The sequence below is a fragment of the Burkholderia anthina genome, assembly GCF_001547525.1.
GTDB classification, from domain to species: Bacteria; Pseudomonadota; Gammaproteobacteria; order Burkholderiales; family Burkholderiaceae; genus Burkholderia; species Burkholderia semiarida.
On sequence record NZ_CM003768.1, the window covers coordinates 101,192 to 121,144 of the forward strand.

The 19,953-nt window shown below is 63.0% G+C and carries 15 protein-coding genes, 1 tRNA gene and 1 pseudogene; 15 read left to right on the forward strand and 2 right to left on the reverse strand.

Features of this window, described 5'->3' with window-relative positions; genetic code table 11:
- The first annotated feature begins 10 nt into the window (after positions 1 to 10).
- From tatA to tatC, 3 genes are read left to right on the forward strand one after another with little or no spacing between them, the layout of a single operon-like run.
- On the forward strand, positions 11 to 241 hold the full coding sequence (gene tatA, locus WS64_RS00555) for a Sec-independent protein translocase subunit TatA (RefSeq protein ID WP_006477115.1): 231 nt from the start codon (positions 11 to 13) through the stop codon (positions 239 to 241).
- 26 nt (positions 242 to 267) lie between these two features.
- Positions 268 to 807 (forward strand): Sec-independent protein translocase protein TatB, encoded by a 540-nt coding sequence (tatB, locus tag WS64_RS00560; RefSeq protein WP_059577243.1) that lies wholly within the window; start codon positions 268 to 270, stop codon positions 805 to 807.
- Positions 808 to 848: 41 nt separating this feature from the next.
- Positions 849 to 1,637 carry a twin-arginine translocase subunit TatC gene (tatC, locus tag WS64_RS00565; RefSeq protein WP_059577240.1) on the forward strand — a complete coding sequence of 263 codons (789 nt, stop codon included), beginning with the start codon at positions 849 to 851 and terminating at the stop codon, positions 1,635 to 1,637.
- A 195-nt stretch (positions 1,638 to 1,832) separates the two neighbouring features.
- Here tatC and WS64_RS00570 read toward each other — a convergent pair whose 3' ends face one another.
- On the reverse strand, positions 1,833 to 3,038 hold the full coding sequence (locus WS64_RS00570) for a S1C family serine protease (protein ID WP_059577237.1): 1,206 nt from the start codon (positions 3,036 to 3,038) through the stop codon (positions 1,833 to 1,835).
- Between the two features lie 21 nt (positions 3,039 to 3,059).
- Between WS64_RS00570 and WS64_RS00575 the strand changes: the two genes are divergently transcribed.
- The 8 genes from WS64_RS00575 (at position 3,060) to WS64_RS00610 (ending at position 9,327) form a co-directional block, all read left to right on the forward strand.
- A complete protein-coding gene (locus tag WS64_RS00575; protein WP_059577234.1) occupies positions 3,060 to 3,806 on the forward strand; it encodes a Nif3-like dinuclear metal center hexameric protein in 747 nt (248 codons plus the stop codon).
- 218 nt (positions 3,807 to 4,024) lie between these two features.
- Entirely contained in the window at positions 4,025 to 4,645 is a 621-nt protein-coding gene (petA, locus tag WS64_RS00580) for a ubiquinol-cytochrome c reductase iron-sulfur subunit (protein ID WP_006491868.1), read from the forward strand.
- Positions 4,645 to 6,027, forward strand: coding sequence for a cytochrome b (locus WS64_RS00585; RefSeq protein ID WP_059577232.1), 1,383 nt, complete (start codon positions 4,645 to 4,647; stop codon positions 6,025 to 6,027). The genes petA and WS64_RS00585 overlap by 1 nt, the downstream gene beginning before the upstream one ends.
- A gap of 21 nt (positions 6,028 to 6,048) precedes the next feature.
- Positions 6,049 to 6,807, forward strand: a complete 759-nt coding sequence (locus WS64_RS00590; protein WP_060009428.1) for a cytochrome c1 — start codon at positions 6,049 to 6,051, stop codon at positions 6,805 to 6,807.
- A 94-nt stretch (positions 6,808 to 6,901) separates the two neighbouring features.
- Positions 6,902 to 7,513, forward strand: a complete 612-nt coding sequence (locus WS64_RS00595; protein ID WP_006400565.1) for a glutathione S-transferase N-terminal domain-containing protein — start codon at positions 6,902 to 6,904, stop codon at positions 7,511 to 7,513.
- Between the two features lie 70 nt (positions 7,514 to 7,583).
- Entirely contained in the window at positions 7,584 to 8,111 is a 528-nt protein-coding gene (locus WS64_RS00600) for a ClpXP protease specificity-enhancing factor (protein WP_060965495.1), read from the forward strand.
- An 18-nt stretch (positions 8,112 to 8,129) separates the two neighbouring features.
- Positions 8,130 to 8,205, forward strand: a tRNA-Thr gene (locus tag WS64_RS00605).
- Between the two features lie 201 nt (positions 8,206 to 8,406).
- Positions 8,407 to 9,327: a hypothetical protein gene (locus WS64_RS00610; protein WP_060009431.1), complete on the forward strand. Its 921-nt coding sequence runs from the start codon at positions 8,407 to 8,409 to the stop codon at positions 9,325 to 9,327.
- A 279-nt stretch (positions 9,328 to 9,606) separates the two neighbouring features.
- On the opposite strand, the gene WS64_RS00615 is transcribed toward WS64_RS00610, so the two are convergent.
- Positions 9,607 to 10,407 carry a transporter substrate-binding domain-containing protein gene (locus WS64_RS00615; RefSeq protein ID WP_060965496.1) on the reverse strand — a complete coding sequence of 267 codons (801 nt, stop codon included), beginning with the start codon at positions 10,405 to 10,407 and terminating at the stop codon, positions 9,607 to 9,609.
- Between the two features lie 367 nt (positions 10,408 to 10,774).
- Here WS64_RS00615 and tssI point away from each other — a divergent pair, with 367 nt between their 5' ends.
- The 4 genes and pseudogenes from tssI to WS64_RS00635 all read left to right on the forward strand — a co-directional run.
- On the forward strand, positions 10,775 to 13,954 hold the full coding sequence (gene tssI, locus WS64_RS00620; protein ID WP_060965497.1) for a type VI secretion system Vgr family protein: 3,180 nt from the start codon (positions 10,775 to 10,777) through the stop codon (positions 13,952 to 13,954).
- Between the two features lie 53 nt (positions 13,955 to 14,007).
- Entirely contained in the window at positions 14,008 to 18,597 is a 4,590-nt protein-coding gene (locus WS64_RS00625; protein ID WP_244166558.1) for an RHS repeat-associated core domain-containing protein, read from the forward strand.
- Complete coding sequence (locus WS64_RS00630) at positions 18,588 to 18,869, forward strand: immunity 53 family protein (protein WP_208606839.1); 282 nt, start codon at positions 18,588 to 18,590, stop codon at positions 18,867 to 18,869. The genes WS64_RS00625 and WS64_RS00630 overlap by 10 nt, the downstream gene beginning before the upstream one ends.
- Before the next feature lie 86 nt (positions 18,870 to 18,955).
- Positions 18,956 to 19,916 (forward strand): annotated as a pseudogene (locus WS64_RS00635) (RHS repeat-associated core domain-containing protein); the annotation flags it as partial.
- Positions 19,917 to 19,953: the final 37 nt, after the last annotated feature.

Below are 19,953 nucleotides of genomic sequence, written 5' to 3' on the forward strand. Positions count from 1 at the left end.
AGGTTTCATCATGGGTGGATTGAGCATTTGGCACTGGCTGATCGTGCTGCTGATCGTCGCGCTGGTTTTCGGGACGAAGAAGCTGCGCAACATCGGCAACGACCTCGGCAGCGCCGTCAAGGGTTTCAAGGACGGCATGAAGGAAGGCGAAACGCCGGCGGATGCGCAGCAGCTGCCGCGTTCGGGCGCGGTCGACGTCAACGCGAAGGAAACGACGCGTTCCGATTCGAACAAGGCGTAACGCCGGCACGCTGACAGGCATTCTCGATGCTGGATCTCGGTCTTTCGAAGATGGCGCTGATCGGCGTCGTCGCGCTCGTGGTGCTCGGCCCCGAGCGCCTGCCGCGCGTCGCGCGTACGGCAGGCGCGCTGTTCGGCCGCGCGCAGCGGTACATCAACGACGTGAAGGCAGAGGTCTCGCGCGAAATCGAACTCGACGCGCTGCGGACGATGAAGACCGATTTCGAATCGGCCGCGCGCAACGTCGAGACGACGATTCACGACAACCTGCGCGAGCACGAGAAGGAACTGAACGACACGTGGCATTCCGCGGTCGGCGGTCTTGACGGGGCGTCCGGCGACGCCGGTTCCGTCGGTTCCGCGGGTTCCGACACGCCTGCGGCGCCGTCGTGGCGAGGCAGTTCGACCGCGCTTGCGCCGAAGCGTCGCAACTGGCGCATCAAGCAGGCGGCGACACCTGTCTGGTACAAGCGCGCGACCACCCGCCGCACGCACGTGCAGTCGGGCGCCGCGCGTGTCGCGCGCCACCAGCCGGCCAGCCTGCGCCGGCCGACGCGCTTCTTCTGAGTCGAGCGCATGCTCGCTCGTCAATCCTACCGAGGGCCGGTGTGAGCGACCCCCAGCAGAACCCGGGCGACGCCCCGGAAGAAACCTTCATTTCCCATCTCGTCGAGCTTCGCGATCGCATCATTCGCGCGGGGCTGGCCGTGATCGTCGTGTTCGTCGGGCTCGTCTACTGGGCGCCGGACATCTTCAAGCTGCTCGCGCGGCCGCTGATGGACAACTTGCCGAAAGACGGCAAGATGATCGTCACCGACGTCACCGGCTCGTTCTTCGTGCCGATGAAGGTCACGATGCTCGTCGCGCTCGTGATCGCGCTGCCGATCGTGCTGTACCAGATCTGGGCGTTCGTCGCGCCGGGGCTGTACCAGCACGAGAAGAAGCTCGTCGCGCCGCTCGTCGGCAGCAGCTACTTCCTGTTCCTGTGCGGGATGGCGTTCGCGTACTTCCTCGTGTTTCCGACGATCTTCCGCGTGATGGCGCACTACAACGCGCCGCTCGGGGCCGAGATGACGACCGACATCGACAACTACCTGAGCTTCGTGCTGGGGATGTTCATCGCGTTCGGGGTCACGTTCGAGGTGCCGATCGTCGTCGTGCTGCTCGTCCGGATGGGCGTGCTGTCCCTGAAGAAGCTGAAGGAGATGCGGCCGTACGTGATCGTCGGCGCATTCGTGGTCGCGGCGGTCGTCACGCCGCCGGACGTGTTCTCGCAACTGATGCTCGCGCTGCCGCTGATCGTGCTGTTCGAGATCGGGCTGCTGGCCGCGCGGTTCTTCGTACCGAAGAAGCCGGTGGAAGAGGGCGAGGCAGGCAACGGCGAAGCCGCGAGTTGACCGCGCCGCCGCGTGGCGCTGCGGCCAGGTCGGCGTGGGCCCGGTACCGCGGTTGGCCGCCGGCCGGTGCGTGGCATAGCCATCTTCCCGGCACCAGGCATCGTTTGAAGCAAGGTGAAAGGGCAGCCGGCCGGCTGCCCTTTTTCAATTCCGCATCGCGTCATGACCGGCAGGCGGCGTGCCGCCCGCCGACCGTCATTCGCTGTCGCTGTCCTGCTCGTCGAGTGCCTGTTTCGGCGGCGGCGGGCGCTTGCCGATCACGACGTTCACGTCGAACTGCTTGCCCTTGCGCACGACGTGCACCTTGGTGGGCGTGCCCGGCTTGATCTGCGCGACGACGTTCAGCAGCTTCGTCGTGTCGGTGATGTCCTCGCCGTTGACGCTCACCAGGATGTCGCCCGGCCGGATGCCGGCCTTGTCGGCCGGGCCGCCCTGCAGCACGCCCGCGACGATCGCGCCCGATTTCTGCTGGAGCCCGAACGACTCGGCGATTTCCGGCGTGACGTCCTGCGGCTCGACGCCGATCCAGCCGCGCGTGACCGAGCCCGTCGTGATGATGCTTTCGAGCACCGTGCGCGCGGTCGAGACCGGAATCGCGAAACCGATGCCGAGCGAGCCGCCGGAGCGTGAGTAGATCGCCGTGTTGATGCCGAGCAGGTTGCCGTTCACGTCGACCAGCGCGCCGCCGGAGTTGCCGGGGTTGATCGGCGCGTCGGTCTGGATGAAGTTCTCGAACGTGTTGATGCCGAGGTGGTTGCGGCCGAGCGCGCTGATGATGCCCATCGTGACCGTCTGGCCGACGCCGAACGGGTTGCCGATCGCGAGCACGACGTCGCCGACGCGCGACTGGTCGGAGCGCCCGAGCGTGATCGTCGGCAGGTTCGTCATGTTGATCTTCAGCACCGCGAGATCGGTTTCGGGATCGCTGCCGATCACCTTCGCGGTGGCCGTGCGGCCGTCGGCGAGCGCGACTTCGATCTGGTCGGCGCCGTCCACGACGTGCTGGTTCGTTAGAATGTAACCTTCAGGGCTCACGATGACGCCCGAGCCGAGGTTGGCGGCCGGCTCGTCCTGCTGCTTGCGGGCGTTGCGGTCGCCGAAGAAGTAGCGGAACAGCGGATCCTTCGCGCGCGGGTCGGGCGGCAGCGAGCCGTCCTTGCTGGAGAACACGTTGACGACGGCCGGCATCGCCTTCTGCGCGGCTTCGGCATACGACGTGGTTGCCGGTGCGCCGCCGATGCCCGGCGCGACTTCGCGCAGCGCGACGATCGGCGTGGCGAGCTGCTTGCCGAGCTGTCCTTGCCGTTGCAGCCATTGCGGCTTGAGCGTCACGACGATGAACATCAGCGCGAGCAGTACGGTCACCGCCTGCGCGAAGAACAGCCAGAAGCGTCTAAGCATCTGAATGGATTAGAGGTTTATATGGATCGGATCGAACTCGAATTGTACTTGAACAATACCCTTGAAACCGCGCGCTTCAAGGACTATTGCCCGAACGGCCTGCAGGTCGAGGGGCGCCGCAAGATCGAGAAGATCGCCACCGGCGTGACGGCGTCGGTCGCGCTCCTCGAAGCCGCGCTCGAATGGGGCGCGGATGCCGTGCTCGTCCATCATGGCTATTTCTGGCGCAACGAGGCGCCGCAGATCACCGGCCGCAAGTATCAGCGCCTGAAACTGCTGCTCGCGAACGACCTGAACCTGTTCGCGTTTCACCTGCCGCTCGACGCGCACCCCGAATTCGGCAACAACGCGCAGCTCGGCGAGAAGCTCGGGCTGATCGGCGAGCAACGTTTCGGCGAAGGCGATCTCGGCTGGATGGCGACGCTGCCGATGCCCGTCACGCTCGAGCACTTCGTCGCGAAGGTCGAGCACACGCTCGGCCGCACGCCGCTCGTGCTCGGCGATCCGGACACGCAGTTGCGCCGCATCGCGTGGTGCACCGGCGCCGCGCAGAGCTATTTCGATGCGGCGATCGACGCCGGTGCGGACGTGTTCCTGACCGGCGAGGTGTCCGAGTCGACCACGCACGCGGCGGCGGAAAGCGGTGTCGCGTTCGTTGCGGCGGGGCACCATGCGACCGAACGCTACGGAATCCAGGCGCTGGGGCGCCACTTGTCCGAGGAATTCGATCTCGAACACCTTTTTATCGATATTCATAATCCGGTCTGAGCGCCGGATTTGCGGCGGTGCATCGAAATTTCGCAATGTAGCATCCGCTTAAAAGCGAAATGATTTAATTGCTCCGATAGTGGGGGATAACCCTTAACTATCAAACACTTCGAAGGGATTTTCATCTCCGGGCCTTGTAAATGACGACTCCATTCGAGCAAACTAGCGGCGGAATGGAAAGTCGTGACGGAAAATCCAACTCAGAAGTGGGGCGTGTGATGCGAGACAAGGAAGAGAAACGCGTCGACAGCGGCCGCCGTACCTGGCTGATTGCGACATCCGTAGCAGGTGGCGTAGGAGGCGTCGCCACCGTCATACCTTTCGCGGCGTCGCTTGCGCCGTCCGCGAAAGCAAAAGCGGCCGGTGCGCCGGTCGAGGTCGACATCAGCGGCCTGAAGCCCGGCGAAATGGTCACCGTGCCGTGGCGCGGCAAACCCGTCTGGATCCTGAATCGCACCGATTCGATGCTGGCCGACGTCGTCAAGGCCGACAAGGAAGTGGCCGATCCGGCCACGAAATCCCCGTATTCGATGCCGTTGCCCGCGTATTGCGCGAACGAATATCGGTCGCGGGCCGATCGCAAGAACATTCTCGTCGTGATGGCCGTGTGTACGCACCTCGGCTGCACGCCTAGCCAACGCTTCACGCCGGGTCCGCAGCCGAACCTGCCGGACGACTGGCCGGGCGGTTTCCTGTGCCCGTGCCATGGTTCGACCTACGACCTCGCCGGCCGCGTGTTCAAGAACAAGCCGGCGCCTCAGAATCTCGATATCCCGCCCTACATGTTCACGTCGGCGACGACCCTCGTGATCGGCAAGGACGAGAAAGGAGAAGCGTGATGGCCGCCGACAACAACGAAGTCTCCACGACAGGTTTCACCGGCTGGATCGACCAGCGCTTCCCGTTCACGTCCACCTGGAAGAAGCACGTATCCGAGTACTACGCGCCGAAGAACTTCAACTTCTGGTACTTCTTCGGCTCCCTCGCGCTGCTCGTGCTCGTCAACCAGATCGTCACGGGCATCTTCCTGACGATGAACTACAAGCCCGACTCGATGCTCGCGTTCGCGTCGGTCGAGTACATCATGCGCGAGGTGCCGTGGGGCTGGCTGATCCGCTACATGCACTCGACCGGTGCATCGATGTTCTTCGTGGTCGTGTACCTGCACATGTTCCGCGGGCTGCTGTACGGCTCGTACCGCAAGCCGCGCGAGCTCGTCTGGATCTTCGGCTGCGCGATCTTCCTGTGCCTGATGGCCGAGGCGTTCTTCGGCTACCTGCTGCCGTGGGGCCAGATGTCGTTCTGGGGCGCGCAGGTGATCGTGAACCTGTTCTCGGCGATCCCGTTCGTCGGCCCGGACCTGTCGCTGTGGATTCGCGGCGACTACGTCGTGTCCGACGTCACGCTGAACCGCTTCTTCGCGTTCCACGTGATCGCGATTCCGCTCGTGCTGGTCGGCCTCGTGATCGCGCACCTCGTGGCGCTGCACGAAGTCGGGTCGAACAACCCGGACGGCATCGAGATCAAGGCGAAGAAGGACGAGAACGGCATCCCGCTCGACGGCATCCCGTTCCACCCGTACTACTCGGTGCACGATTTCCTCGGCGTGTGCGTGTTCCTGATGGTGTTCGCGCTGATCGTGTTCTTCTCGCCGGAGATGGGCGGCTACTTCCTCGAGGCGAACAACTTCGTCCCGGCGAACCCGCTGCAGACGCCCCCGGAGATCGCGCCGGTCTGGTACTTCACCGCGTTCTACGCGATGCTGCGCGCGACCACCGACCCGTTCAAGATCGTGCTGATGATCGTGATCGCGCTGCTCGGCGTGCTCGCGCTGATCCGCGCGCGCGGCAAGTGGAAGATCGGGCTGCCGGTGCTGGCCGCCGCGATCGTCGTGTTCATGTACCTGACGGAGTCGAAGTTCTGGGGCGTCGTCGTGATGGGCGCGGCGGTGATCACGCTGTTCTTCCTGCCGTGGCTCGACCGCAGCCCGGTGAAGTCGATCCGCTACCGGCCGCTGTTCCACAAGGTGTTCCTCGGGATCTTCGTCGCGGCGTTCCTGACCCTCGCGTTCCTCGGCACGCGGCCGCCATCGCCGGCGGCGACGCTGATCGCGCAGGCCTGTGCGCTGATCTATTTCGCGTTCTTCCTCGGCATGCCCGTCTGGACGCCGCTTGGCACGTTCAAGCAGCCGCCGGAACGGGTGCGCTTCAAGCCCCATTAACGTGAGCGAGGAGAGAACGACATGAAGAAACTGCTTTCGACACTCGCGCTGATCGGGGCGACCGCGTGTGCGCTGCTGGCGGCGCCGGCCGTGCGGGCGGAGGGTAATTTTCCGCTCGACCGGGCGCCCGATAACACGGAAAATCTCGTTTCGCTTCAGCACGGCGCGCAATTGTTTGTAAACTATTGCCTGAACTGCCACAGCGCGAACCTGATGCGCTACAACCGTCTGACGGATCTGGGCATATCCCAGAAGGAGATCGAAAAGAATCTCCTGTTCACGACCGACAAGGTCGGGAACACGATGTCTGTCGCGATGCGGCCCGACGACGCGAAGAACTGGCTCGGCACCACGCCGCCCGACCTGTCGGTCGAGGAGCGTGCGCGCGGCCGCGACTGGCTGTACACGTATCTGCGCAGCTTCTACCGCGACGATACGCGGCCGACCGGCTGGAACAACGCGGTGTTCGAGAACGTCGGCATGCCCCATGTGTTGTGGCAGTTGCAGGGGCAGCGCGTAGCCAAATTCGAAGACAAGACGGACGAGGAGACGGGCGAGAAGGCCCACGTGCTCGTCGGCTTCCAGCAGGTCACGCCGGGCACGCTCTCGTCGCCCGACTACGATGCTGCGGTGGCCGACCTGGTGGCCTATATGACATGGATGTCCGAGCCGGCCCAGCAGACCCGCAAGCGCCTTGGCGTGTGGGTGCTGATCTTTCTCGGTGTCCTGACTTTCCTGGCCTGGCGGCTGAATGCCGCGTACTGGAAAGATATCAAGTAAACACGCCTGACCGGCGTGGGGCCGGCGCAAGGCGGAACCCGTGAAAGGGGTTGCGCCGCGTGCCGGCCCTCGGCTTTTTTGAGGAAACGCAAATATGATGGTTCTGTATTCCGGCACAACTTGCCCGTTCTCCCAGCGTTGCCGGCTGGTGCTGTTCGAGAAGGGCATGGACTTCGAAATCCGCGACGTCGACCTGTTCAACAAGCCGGAAGACATTTCGGTGATGAACCCGTACGGTCAGGTGCCGATCCTCGTCGAGCGCGACCTGATCCTGTACGAATCGAACATCATCAACGAGTACATCGACGAACGCTTCCCGCATCCGCAACTGATGCCGGCCGACCCGGTGCAGCGCGCCCGCGCGCGCCTGTTCCTGCTCAACTTCGAGAAGGAACTGTTCGTCCACGTCAGCACGCTCGAGAACGAGAAGGGCAAGGCGGCGGAGAAGAACCACGAGAAGGCACGCCTCGCGATCCGCGATCGCCTGACGCAGCTCGCGCCGATCTTCGTGAAGAACAAGTACATGCTCGGCGAAGAGTTCTCGATGCTCGACGTCGCGATCGCGCCGCTGCTGTGGCGCCTGGATCACTACGGCATCGAGCTGTCGAAGAACGCCGCGCCGCTGATGAAGTACGCCGAACGGATCTTCAGCCGTCCGGCCTACATCGAAGCACTGACGCCGTCCGAAAAGGTCATGCGTCGCTAATGTTGCAATGAAGGCATGACGGAGCGGTGGCGCGGCGTGCCGCGCGTCCGCTCCGGGTTCGAGGATTGTGATGCAAGAGATTTCAACGAAGCCGTATCTGCTGCGCGCGTTGTACGAGTGGTGCACCGATAACGGTTACACGCCGCATATCGCGGTGAGGGTCGACAACTCGACGCGCGTGCCGCGTCAGTTCGTGCGTGACGGCGAGATCGTGCTCAACATCAGCTTCGAGGCGACGAGCCAGTTGCAGATGGGCAACGAGTGGATCGAGTTCACGGCCCGGTTCTCCGGGAAGGCGCACAAGATCGAGATTCCGGTGGCCAACGTGCTCGCGATCTATGCGCGCGAGAACGGGCAGGGCATGGCGTTCCAGGTCGATGCGGTCGCAGGCGAAGGCGAGGATTCGGGCGCGTTCGACGATGATGTCGTGTCGACCGATGATGCGCAGCGTGACGAGTCCGTATCGCCGTTGGCGCCCGTCGCCGACAGCGGCGCGAACGAGGAACCGTCCGAGGGCGCCGACGAACCGCCGAAAACCGACGGCGACGGCGATGGTTCGAAAGGCGGCAGCAGACCTCGCCTCAAGATCGTGAAATGAGGTAGAATCTCGCGCTACGCCGGCTTAGCTCATCTGGTAGAGCAGTTGATTTGTAATCATCAGGTGGCGGGTTCGAGTCCTGCAGCCGGCACCAATAAGATCAAGGGGTTACGTGACTCTCGCGTAACCCCTTGTGCTTTTGTGGCGTCAAAAAGTACAGTTTCGGTACAGCGGCGGGCGGATGCAGACGGATGGTTCGTCATGATCGCCGCAGGCAATCGAACTGGAAAAACAACCTGTGACGACGAGCACTTCCGAAAGCACGCCGTTTCCGCGCCCGAGCCTTGGCTCACGCATGTGGGCCTACCTTACTGAACACGTATTCGAGGGCGTTGCGCTAGTTTTCTCGGTGACCGCTGCACTCAGTTACGCAGTCGGTCGTTCTCATCTGGATGGCTGGGCCGAGATGGCTGGCGTGCCCGGCATGATGTTTCGGCCCGACCTATACGACACGATTCTCGCGGGCGTTCAGCTTCAAAGCGTCTGGCGCACAGCGGCGTTCGTCGTTGTGCTTTCCACCTTGTACCTTTGGGCAAACGTCGTGGTCCCGGAGTGGTGGGCTGGCCGGTTACCGAACGTGAAGCGCCGTCGCCGGTGGCAAGACGGATGCGACCAGTTGGCGCTGCGCCGGCGCTTCGCATATGCGGCGCGCGCTGCGAGCAAAGGGGTCCCGCCCGAGCAGCGCACGGCAGTTGTTGAGCGCATGAGGTGGAAAGTCATCGGCCGCCGTGGTTTGCGTCGTATGGCGCGAAAGACAAGCTCCAGTGGGGCGGCCAAGCGGGTGCGGCCTATCACGCTAACGCTGATACTCACGGTCTCTGTCACGCTCTTCGCAACGGGCATCTATCTCCTGTTGCAACTCGTGCTGCTTAGCCCGGCGAAGGCGGACGGTGCGCGAGCATTCGTCAAGACGTATGCGGCCGTTACCGGGCACATTCCCTACCAGTACATTCCTGCGAAGGTTGCTAGCACAACGTTGAAAACGTGGGCATGCGAAGGCCGCTCGATGCTGTCGCAATATCGATCGGTGGCGCTAGCCGATCCCGACGTTTCGGGGTCGACAAGGGAACCGTTCTATCTCTTGCAGGGCTTTGGTAGCACCTTCGTATTGCTCGGTGAGAAAGGGTCCGTGATCCGATCATTCGGCGATGCGCCATTTAGCTTGCCTGAGTCTCCTTCGCGCCCTTTGTCCGATTTGGCCAAAGCCTGCAAATAGGGGCGATATGGCGACAGTCGTCAAGACTCCATCTGAGACGTCGTTGGCCGTCGTCATTAGCAAATTTGGCTGACCTACCACCTCGAAGACTTTTCGAACGAAGCGCGATGCGGAGGACTGAGGTGGCGGCGCGCCCGGCGCTGACGCCGATCGGCCAGATGCTGCTTGCCCGTTTCGACGACGCGGCCTGACGGAAAAGGCAAAGGGGGAAAGCTGCAACCGCGCGTCACGCCTTCGCCGCAGCGAAAAACGTGACGCATTGAACGCACGGCGAACCACTTACTGCGCGACCGGCACCGTCACGTCGCTGCCGAACCAGTGCGTCGAGATCTTCTTCAGCGTGCCGTCCTTGCGCAGCGATTCGAGCGCGTCGTTGATCGCCTTCTCGAACTTCGGATTGCCCTTGCGGAACGGAATCGCCATCTCCTGCTTGCCGCCGTTCAGCACCGCACCCGAGCGCAGCGGCAGGTTCGACGTCTTGATCATGTACGGCAGCATCAACCGGTCGTCGAGCGTCGCTTCGATCCGCCCCGCGGCGAGGTCGCGCAGTTTCTCCGGCGCGCCCGGATACGTCTGTACCTCGATGCCCGGCACGCTGCGTGCCATCTGGTCGTAGTTGGTGCCGAGCGTCACGCCGAGCTTCTTGCCCTTGAAATCGTCGAGCGACTTGAAGTTGCGCGTGTCGTCCTTGCGCTGGATCAGCTGCGCGGCCGAGTACGTGTACGGCTGGCTGAAGTCGAGCGCTTCCTTGCGCTGCGGCGTGATCGTGACCTGGTTGACGATCACGTCGAACTTGCCGGCCTGCAGGCCCGCGATGATGCCGCTCCATTCGGTCGGAATGAATTGCGTCTTCACGCCGAGCTTGCCGGCGACGGCGTTCGCGACGTCGACGTCGAAACCCTCGAGTTGGCCGGACGTGCCGCGCGAGTTGAACGGCGGATACGTGCCTTCCAGGCCGACGCGCAGCACGCCGGCTTTCTTCACGGAATCGAGCAGGTCTTCCGCGTGCGCGGCGACGGCCGTGAAGCCGAGGGCCGACGCGAGCAGCAGGCCCGACAGCAGGAACTTCGAACGTTTCATCGCGGATCTCCAGTGGTCAGTAGGGTGTTGTGGTGAGCGACGGGCACCGGGCGCTGGGTGGCCTCGATGGGCCGCAATACGGGCACGTAGACACTACTCGCAACCGCGCCGCACCGGAAGTCGAATTGGCCCTGATTGCAACCGATTTCAGCGGATTGAAGGCGGCAATTCAGCGCGACGGCATGGGCTGTGCACGGCGACTGCCTGGTCGAACCGTTCGCCGCGGGCATTCTGGATCCACTTAAAAATACTCTTTTAAATCAGGTCATTTTTCCGATTCGGGCCGTAATTTGTCTGTAAAATCGCGCGAGCGAAATCGCTCAGCGCGCCATCCGAGGGCGCGTCAAAAGAAGAAAAGGCCGTAGCCATGAACATGCAGAACACGATCGCCGCATTGCGCGGCGGGTTGCTTCAGCAGGACCGGTTGCTGAAGCTCGAGACGCCATTGGGAAGCAACGTCCTGACCGTGCAGCGGGCAGTCGGCCGCTCACGCGTCGGGCGCGCGTACGAATTCACGCTGGACGTGTTGTCGACCGACAGCGATCTGGAACTCAAAAAACTGATCGCGCAGCCGGTCACGTTGTGGATCCAGCAAGGCGATCGCAGCTACCGGCCGGTGAATGGCTACGTGCACACCGCGCGTCGCCTGGGCGCCGACGGCGGGCTCACGACCTATCAGCTGACGTTCGCCGATTTCACCCATTTCCTGAAGTTCCGTCGCGACCAGCGGATCTGGAACGATACGACCGTCGATCAGATCATCAGCGACGTGCTGGACCAGCATCCGCAGGCGAAGGGCCATTTCCGCTTTGCGCTGTCGAAGCCGCTGCCGAGCCGTTCGTACACGCGTCAGCACGATACCGACTGGCATTTCGTGCACCGGCTGATGGAGAGCGAAGGCCTTTACACCACGTGGCAGCAGGCCGACGACGGCAAGTCGCATACGCTCGTGATCACCGACAACCTGCAGGCGTTCGCGCCGCTGTCGCCGCAGGCCGTGCGCTTCTATCACGGCGGCGCGGCGAGCGAAACTGACGCGCTCACGCAATGGTCCGGCACGCGCACGCTGCAGAGCGTGACCCGAACGACACGCACGTTCGACTACAAGAATCCGTCTCAACCGTCGAATCCGAAAGGCACGTCGCTGCCGACGATGGCCGGCCAGGGTGAATTGCCCGATCAGCTCGAAGTGTACGAGTACACCGGTGCGTACACGTATCTGGATCAGACGCGCGGCGATCATCTGACGAAGATCCGGATGGAGCAGTGGGAGTCGGAGGCGAAGCGCTTCCACGGCGCGGGCGGCGTGCGTGCAATGGATGCTGGCCGGCGCTTCACGCTGGCGGACCATCCCGAACACGATCGCGATCCGGCCGACCAGCGCGAATTCGCGGCGATCGGCGTCGAATGGTGGATCGAGAACAACCTGCCCGTTGCCAGCAGCAGCGCCGATTTCCCGTACAGCCTGCGCGAAGCATTGACGCAAGCGCAGGACGGCTACGGCGCCGCCCCCGCGTTTCGCGTGCCGCATGACGACGGCTCGGTCGGCTTCTATCTCGTCGAGGTCGAAGCACAGCGCGTGAGCGTGCCGTATCGCAGCCCGTTCGAACACGAGAAGCCGAAGATGCATCTCGAGACGGCGATCGTCGTCGGGCCGCAGGGCGAGGAAGTCTATACCGACGAGCTGAACCGGATCCGCGTGCAGTTCGTGTGGGACCGCCTGAACCCGGGTAACGAGAACGCGTCGTGCTGGGTGCGCGTCGTGCAGTCGGATACCGGCGGCGGCTACGGCGGCGTGCACGTGCCGCGCATCGGCGAAGAAGTGCTGATCGATTACGTCGGCGGCGACTGCGACCGGCCGCTGGCCGTCGGGCGCGTGTATAACGGCGCGAACCAGCCGCAGTGGCATAGCGACGGGATCCTGTCCGGGTATCGGTCGAAGGAGTATTCGGGCGGCGGCTACAACCAGCTCGTGATGGACGACGCGGCCGGGCAGAACCGCGTGCAACTGATGAGCAGCAGCGCGAACAGCCTGCTGCATCTCGGCTACATCATCGACCAGAACGGCAATGCGCGCGGGTCGTATCTAGGTAGCGGCTTCGACCTGCGCTCGGATGCGTACGGCGCGGTGCGGGCGAGCCAGGGCTTGTACGTGACGACCCATCCGAAGGCGGCGAACAGCCAGCCGCTCGACGTGAAGGAAGCGCAGCAGCAGCTCGTGACGGGCGAGAGCCTGATCGAAGCGATGTCGGGCGTGAGCGAGCAGCATCAGGCGGAAAGCCTGAAGGAGGCGCACGAAACGATGCGCGCGTTCACCGACGCGACGCAGGACAGCAAGTCGGGCAACGCGTCCGGTGGACGTACGGCGGGCGGCGGCACGGGCAGTGCGAATGCGTTCAAGGAGCCGGTGATGCTGTTCGGCAGCCCGTCGGGGATCGGGATGTCGACGCAGCAGTCGCTGCACGTCGTCGCGAACGATCACGTGAACGTGGCGAGCGGACAGAGCGTGCACGTGGCCGCGGGCAAGTCGCTGATCGGGAGCATCGGGCAGAAGCTGAGCCTGTTCGTGCAGAACGCGGGGATGAAGCTGTTCGCGGGCAAGGGCAAGGTGGAGATCCAGGCGCAGTCGGACAACGTCGAGGTGACCGCGCAGAAGGCGGTGAAGGTTGTGTCCGCCACCGACCGGATCGAGATCGCGGCCGATCAGGGGATTCTGCTGACGAGCGGCGGCGGGTATATCCGCATCAAGGACGGCAACATCGAGATTCATGCGCCGGGCGCGATCGATGTGAAGGGGGCGTCGCACACGTTCGCGGGGCCGGCGAGCATGGGGTATCCGTTGCCGAGCCCCCGGCCGGATCAGCCGGGGCAGCTCGAACTGTTTCACAAGTACGTGAACGGCGAGGCGGTGAAAGGCGGACTGTTCACTGTGAAGGACGTGAACGGCGCCGTGCTGAAGAAAGGCGCACTCGACGACAGCGGTCATACGGTTGTGAGCGGGTTGCCGCCGGGCGCGGTGCGCGTCGAGTTCGGAAAGGATCCGCGCGAGTCGGATCAGCCGGCGAACTATTTCAAGCAGGCGAAGTGGCCGGCGGAGCCCGTGCAACCGTCGCCGGAAGCCGCGCAGGCCGCGGCAAGCGGACAGCTCGCGAGCCAATTGCAGGGGATGGCGCCGGCCGCGACGACGGCGGCGATGGGGCTGGTGAGTGGCGGCGGCGCGGGTGCTGCCCTTGGCGGGCTCGCGAGTTCCGCATTGCCGGCCGCTGCGACCGCGTTGGGTGGTGCCGGCGTTGCGTCGGCGTTGCAGACCGCCTCCAGCTTGAGCGGTGCGGCGAAGCAGGTGGCCGGGATGGTTCAGGCAGCACGTCAGGGCGGGCTTGCGGCATTGGCCGCGCCGGCGGCGAATGCGGCGTCCGGCGCGTTGCAGAGCGCATTGCCGGGCGTCGCCGGCATCGCTGGCAAGGGCGCCACGACCGTGGCGTCGGCCACGGGCGCGACGGGCATGAAGCTGCCGACGAGCGGGTTTGGCGGGCCGTTGAAATCCTGAGAGAGCGCGGCTTGTCAGCCGTCTTGAAAAAAACGAATTGAACGAAGAACGACATGGCACAACAACTTCCACCGGGCGCTGAGAAGGAACAGGCTGTTACCTGGCTCAGCGATGTTTCCGCCAAGGATGTCGCCGCGGTCGGCAACCGCTTCGATGCGTGGTTGCGACGGATCAGCGGCAACCACATCACGTTCGAGGACGTGAAGACGTTTGCCGGTGCGGTGCCGATCATCGGCAACATCATGGCGATGGTCGACGCGCTCGGGGATATTGCCGAGATCATCGAGAAGCGCGGCGGCCAGGTGCTCGACTACATGAGCCTCGCGATCAACCTGCTCGGCATCATTCCGATTCCGCCGACACTCGCGCCGTTCCGGATGTCGGCGCGCCCGCTGCTCGCGCTCGTCCGTCACGAATTGCTGGCGACCCGCAACAATCTCGGCGCGGCGATCATCTCCGTGCTGGTCACGCATATCAACGCGACGTGTGCGACCGAGATCGAGGATTTTCTGAACAAGCTGAAGGCTGGCCTCGTCGAGCTGCTCGACGGATGTGCATCGACATGCCAGGAAATCATGCTCGCGCTCGCGACGGGCATGGACAAGGCGCTGCACGGTCAGCTCTTCGACGCCAACGCGAATCTGAAGCGACAGCAGCAGCTCGCGGAGAAGATGGCCGACGACCGGCCGTGGTACAGCCCGAGCCGCGTCGGTGACGGCATTCAATTCGCGTACGAAGGAACCAAGGCGCTCGGGAAGAAGGTCATCAACAAGACTGCGGGCACCGTGGCGACGCTCGCGCCGGATGCATGGCTCGAGCCGTTTCGAAGCACGGTGACGTTCCTTCGGACCGAAGCGCCGAAGATTGCGTCGTCGATTCGGTCGCTTGCAGGCAGTGAAGAAGGCAAGATGATGTGGCTAGTCTTGCAACTGATCGAGGCAGTCGGGCGCGTCAAGGCACGCGCAAAGCTTCATGAGCAGACTGCGGACGTCAAGGCAAGCGGGAAGAGCCAGGCGAAGAAGACGCGCGGGCAGGAGGGGCTCGAGAAAACCGACGGGCAAGCGCCGGCCGAAGGACCGGGGAAGAGCGCGTGCAAGGCATGCGGGCTCGGGGCATCACCGGCATCCATCGATTTCGCGTTCGGTGACGAAACGTTTTCGCACGTGGATTTCGACCTGCCGGGCGCCATGCCCGTCGTATGGGAGCGTACCTATCGTTCCCGGCTGTCAGCCTATGACAACGGTGAACTCGGTGCACGATGGATCACGCCGTATACGACGCGAATCGACGTCAAGAACGATCAGTGGATCTATCGCGATGCGGAAGGGCGCAGCATCGAGTACCCGGCGCTTGCGGCCGGTGCGGTGCACGACGATCTGTCCGAGAACCTGACGCTGTCGCGGCTCGACGATACCTGGGTGACGATCGCATACGGCCATGACGTGCTGCATGTGTACGAGCGCCGCGGCGACGCGTTCCGGCTTGCGATGCAGAAGGACCGCGCCGGCAACACGATCACGCTCGACTACGATGCGCTCGATCGCGTTGCGCGCCTGATCGATGCGAGCGGCAATGTGCTCGCGTTCGAACACGACAGGCACGGCCGTATCGTGCAGATCGAGCATGTGCTCAAGGACGGTGCGCGTCGCACGCTGGCGAGCTACGAATACGATGCGCACGGGGACCTCGTGCGCGCGGTCGATCGTCATGGCAATGCGCGGACGTATCAATATCACCGCCACCTCGTGACGCGTTACACGGACCGAACCGGCCGCGGGATGACGCTCGAATGGGATGGCGCGGACGCGCAAGACAACGCAGACGCGAAATGCATTCGCGAATACGCCGACGACGGCAGTCTGGATCTCCGGCTCGCATGGAATCCGAACATCCGTCTGACCTACGTGACCGACGCGCTCGGTCAGATGACCCGGTACTACTTCAACATCCACGGCTACGTGTATCGGATCGTGTATCCGGATGGTAACCAGGAGTGGTTCCGGCGCGATGCCCATCACAATCTGGTGCTGCATATCCGGCAGGACGGCAGCATCGAGCGTCGCGAATACGACACGCGCGGTAACCTGATTCGGCACGAGCGGGCGGACGGCAGCGTCGTCGAGATGGCGTATGACGACAAGGATCAGATGATCCGGCTCGTCGATCCGAATGGTCATGTATGGCAGCGCAAGTACGACGACGCGGGCAACGTCGTCGAGGAAATCGATCCGCTCGAACATTCCACGAAGTACGAATACAACGACAAGGGTTTGCCGACGCAGATCACCGATGCGAAGGGCGGCTCGAAGACGCTCGAGTACAACGATGCCGGGCAGATGACGAGGTATACGGACTGCTCCGGAAAGACGACGGAGTGGAGGTACGACGATATCGGGCGTGTGATCGAGACGAAAGATGCGGCCGGAGGCGTGGTTGCCTATCGTTACGGTCTGAACGGACAACCGACGGAAGTGCGTTCGCCTGCCGGTGTCGAGCAGGTCCAATACGACGCGGAAGGCCGTTTGCTGCGGCATACCGATCAACTCGATCGTTCGACGCGATATGGCTACGATGCGGCCGGGCGCATTGCCAGCCGCGCCGATGCGCTCGGGCAGACGGTTGCGTATCGCTATGACCGTCTCGGCCGCTTGTCCGCGCTGACCGATGCGAACTTTGCGACGTACCAGTTTCACTACGATCCTGCGGGACGGCTGATCGAGGAGGTGGGCTTCGACGGCAAGTCGACGCGCTATCAGTACGACAGCGTGAGCGGCAGTCTCGTTTCGATCGATGAAGCGGGTTGCGTGACTTCGGTCGAAGTCGATGCAAACGGCCGGCTGCTGAAGCGCGCCGCGGGGGAAAGCGAAGAGCGGTTTGCCTACGATCGGAGCGGCAGGTTGATCGACGCGGTGAATCGGTACAGCCGCGTGCAATTCTTCTTCGATCCGGTTGGCAATCTGGTGCGTGAACATCACGCCTACGATCTGTTCGGCGACCGGCGCAGCTACGTATGGCATCACGAATACGATGAACTCGGCAATCGGCGGCGTACCGTTCGGCCGGACGGGCATGTGGTCGACTGGTTGATGTATGGCTCGGGGCACGTGCATGGAATGCTGCTCGATGGCGAGGAGCGCGTGCAGTTCGAGCGTGACGATCTTCATCGTGAGACAGTGCGCGTGTTGTCGAGCAAGGTCGGACAGCGCACGCACTACGATCCGGCCGGACGTGTGTTGCAGCAGACGATCCAGCGATCGACGTCACCTGCGCCGCTTGCGGAGCGGCGGTACCGCTATGACGCGGCGGGGCAGTTGTCGCGAATCGAGGACAGCCGCAAGGGCGGGACCGACTATCGATACGATCCGGTCGGACGGTTGATCGAGGCGATCAGTCCGGTCGCGAAGGAACGGTTTGCGTTCGATCCGGCAAGCAACATCATCGATCCGGTGCGAACGGCGGAGACGCCTGCATCGCGTCCGAGCCCGGTGCGGCCGGAAAGCACGTTGCCGGTTGAGGTGCCGAAGGTGCTCGGCAACCTGTTGAAGGCGTATGCGGGGATGCACTTCGAGTACGACGCGCGCGGGAATCTGGTGCGCAAGCGTACGCCTGCGGGTGAGCAGGAATACGAGTGGGATGAGTTCAATCGCTTGCTGTCTGCGCGGGTTGCGGAGGCGTCGCGGCAGAGTCAGGCGCGGTATTTCTATGATGCGTTCGGGCGCCGTATTGCGAAGGAGGTGAACGGCGCGCGGACGGTGTTCGGGTGGGACGGTGACACGCTGGCGTACGAGAGTGACGGCGAGAGCGGCACGCACTATCTCTACGAGCCGGGGACGTTCGTGCCGCTGGCGCAGTATGTGGCTGAGCCCGTCGATGGGATCGCGACGCCGGAGTGGAAGAGTACCGACCGCTATGTGCCGGAGGAGGATCCGCTGCAGAAGGTGCCGGAGCGGCGGAGTGACGCGGCGGTGTTCTATTATCACTGCGATCAGATCGGTACGCCGCAGTTGCTGACGGATGACGACGGTGACGTTGTATGGGAGGCATCGTACAAGGCGTGGGGCGAAGCGCGGGAGGTGATTGCGCGGGCGTCGAAGGCGGCGGGGATCGCGCCTAAGAATCCGTTGCGGTTTCAGGGGCAGCAGGCCGATGACGAAACAGGGCTGCATTACAACCGGCATCGGTACTACGATTCCGGAAGTGGGCGCTTCGTTGGCAAAGATCCGATTGGGCTGGCTGGCGGCATCAATGTCTATCAATACGCGCCTAACCCGGTATGGTGGATTGATCCATTGGGGCTGTCGAAGCAATGTGCGAAGTGCCTGCCAAGTTGTAATGACTATACGTCGCGTGGGCCGAAAAATGAGGAGGAGATGGCTCGTGAGCTTTCCGGGCAGATCAACCAGAATTCAGTGACGTTCTCTACACCGACGACGCAGGGCCACATCGATTTGCAAGGGGCATCGCATTTCGACAAAGCTACTGGTGTTGATATTCCGACTCCGCATGTCCAGACTCGGAAAATAAATATCGGTCCAAATGGTCAAGTGACCACGTCGAAAAAGACAGAGGTTACGAAGGCAGCGACCAAGCAAGATATTCGAGTGGCTAGGGAGCTGGCAAGGCGAAAAGGGTTATGCAAATGAGTGATTTAATAGCTGGGTTGCAGCGCTGGTATACATCCCAATGTAATGACGTTTGGGAGCACTCTTATGGTGTGGAGATTGTCAATATCGACAACCCGGGCTGGAGAGTCAAGATAAATGGTGTCTCAGCCAAGAGGCCGACCAATATCAACATTGAGCGTGACGACGAGGATTGGATCAGGGTAAGCGCCACCGAAACGGAGTTCATCGGGTACGGCGGCCCTAGTAATTTGCAGGAAATTTTGGGGCTTGCTATGGATTGGCTTCAGTAACAACAAGGGCCGCGATTGCGGCCCTTGTTGTTATCAGTGGTTGGAATACCTGAGATTGTTGCAGGAGAGCCGGTCTCGCTTTAATTGATGAAGTCAGGTGTTTGACATAGATCGACATCGATGCAAACGAGCGTCTACTGAAGCGCGTCGCAGCGGTTTGCCTACGATCGGAGCGGCAGGTTGATCGACGCGGTGAATCGGTACAGCCGCGTGCAATTCTTCTTCGATCCGGTTGGCAATCTGGTGCGTGAACATCACGCCTACGATCTGTTCGGCGACCGGCGCAGCTACGTTTGGCATCACGAATACGACGAACTCGGCAATCGGCGGCGTACCGTTCGGCCGGACGGGCATGTGGTCGACTGGCTGATGTATGGCTCCGGGCATGTGCACGGAATGCTGCTCGACGGCGAGGAGCGCGTGCAGATCGAGCGTGACGATCTTCATCGCGAGACGGCGCGCGTGTTGTCGAGCAAGGTTGGGCAGCGCACGCACTATGATCCGGCCGGCCGCGTGTTGCAGCAGACGATCCAGCGGTCGACGTCACCTGCGCCGCTTGCGGAGCGGCGGTATCGCTATGACGCGGCGGGGCAGTTGTCGCGGATCGAGGACAGCCGCAAGGGCGGGACCGACTATCGATACGATCCGGTCGGACGGTTGATCGAGGCAATCAGTCCGGTCGCGAAGGAACGGTTTGCGTTCGATCCGACAAGCAACATCATCGATCCGGTGCGAACGGCGGAGACGCCTGCATCGCGTCCGAGCCCGGTGCGGCCGGAAAGCACGTTGCCGGTTGAGGTGCCGAAGGTGCTCGGCAACCTGTTGAAGGCGTATGCGGGGATGCACTTCGAGTACGACGCGCGCGGGAATCTGGTGCGCAAGCGTACGCCTGCGGGTGAGCAGGAATACGAGTGGGATGAGTTCAATCGCTTGCTGTCTGCGCGGGTTGCGGAGGCGTCGCGGCAGAGTCAGGCGCGGTATTTCTATGATGCGTTCGGTCGACGTATTGCGAAGGAGGTGAACGGCGAGCGGACGGTGTTCGGGTGGTGCCGAGCTCGGGCTCACCTGGAACGGGTAAGCTGAG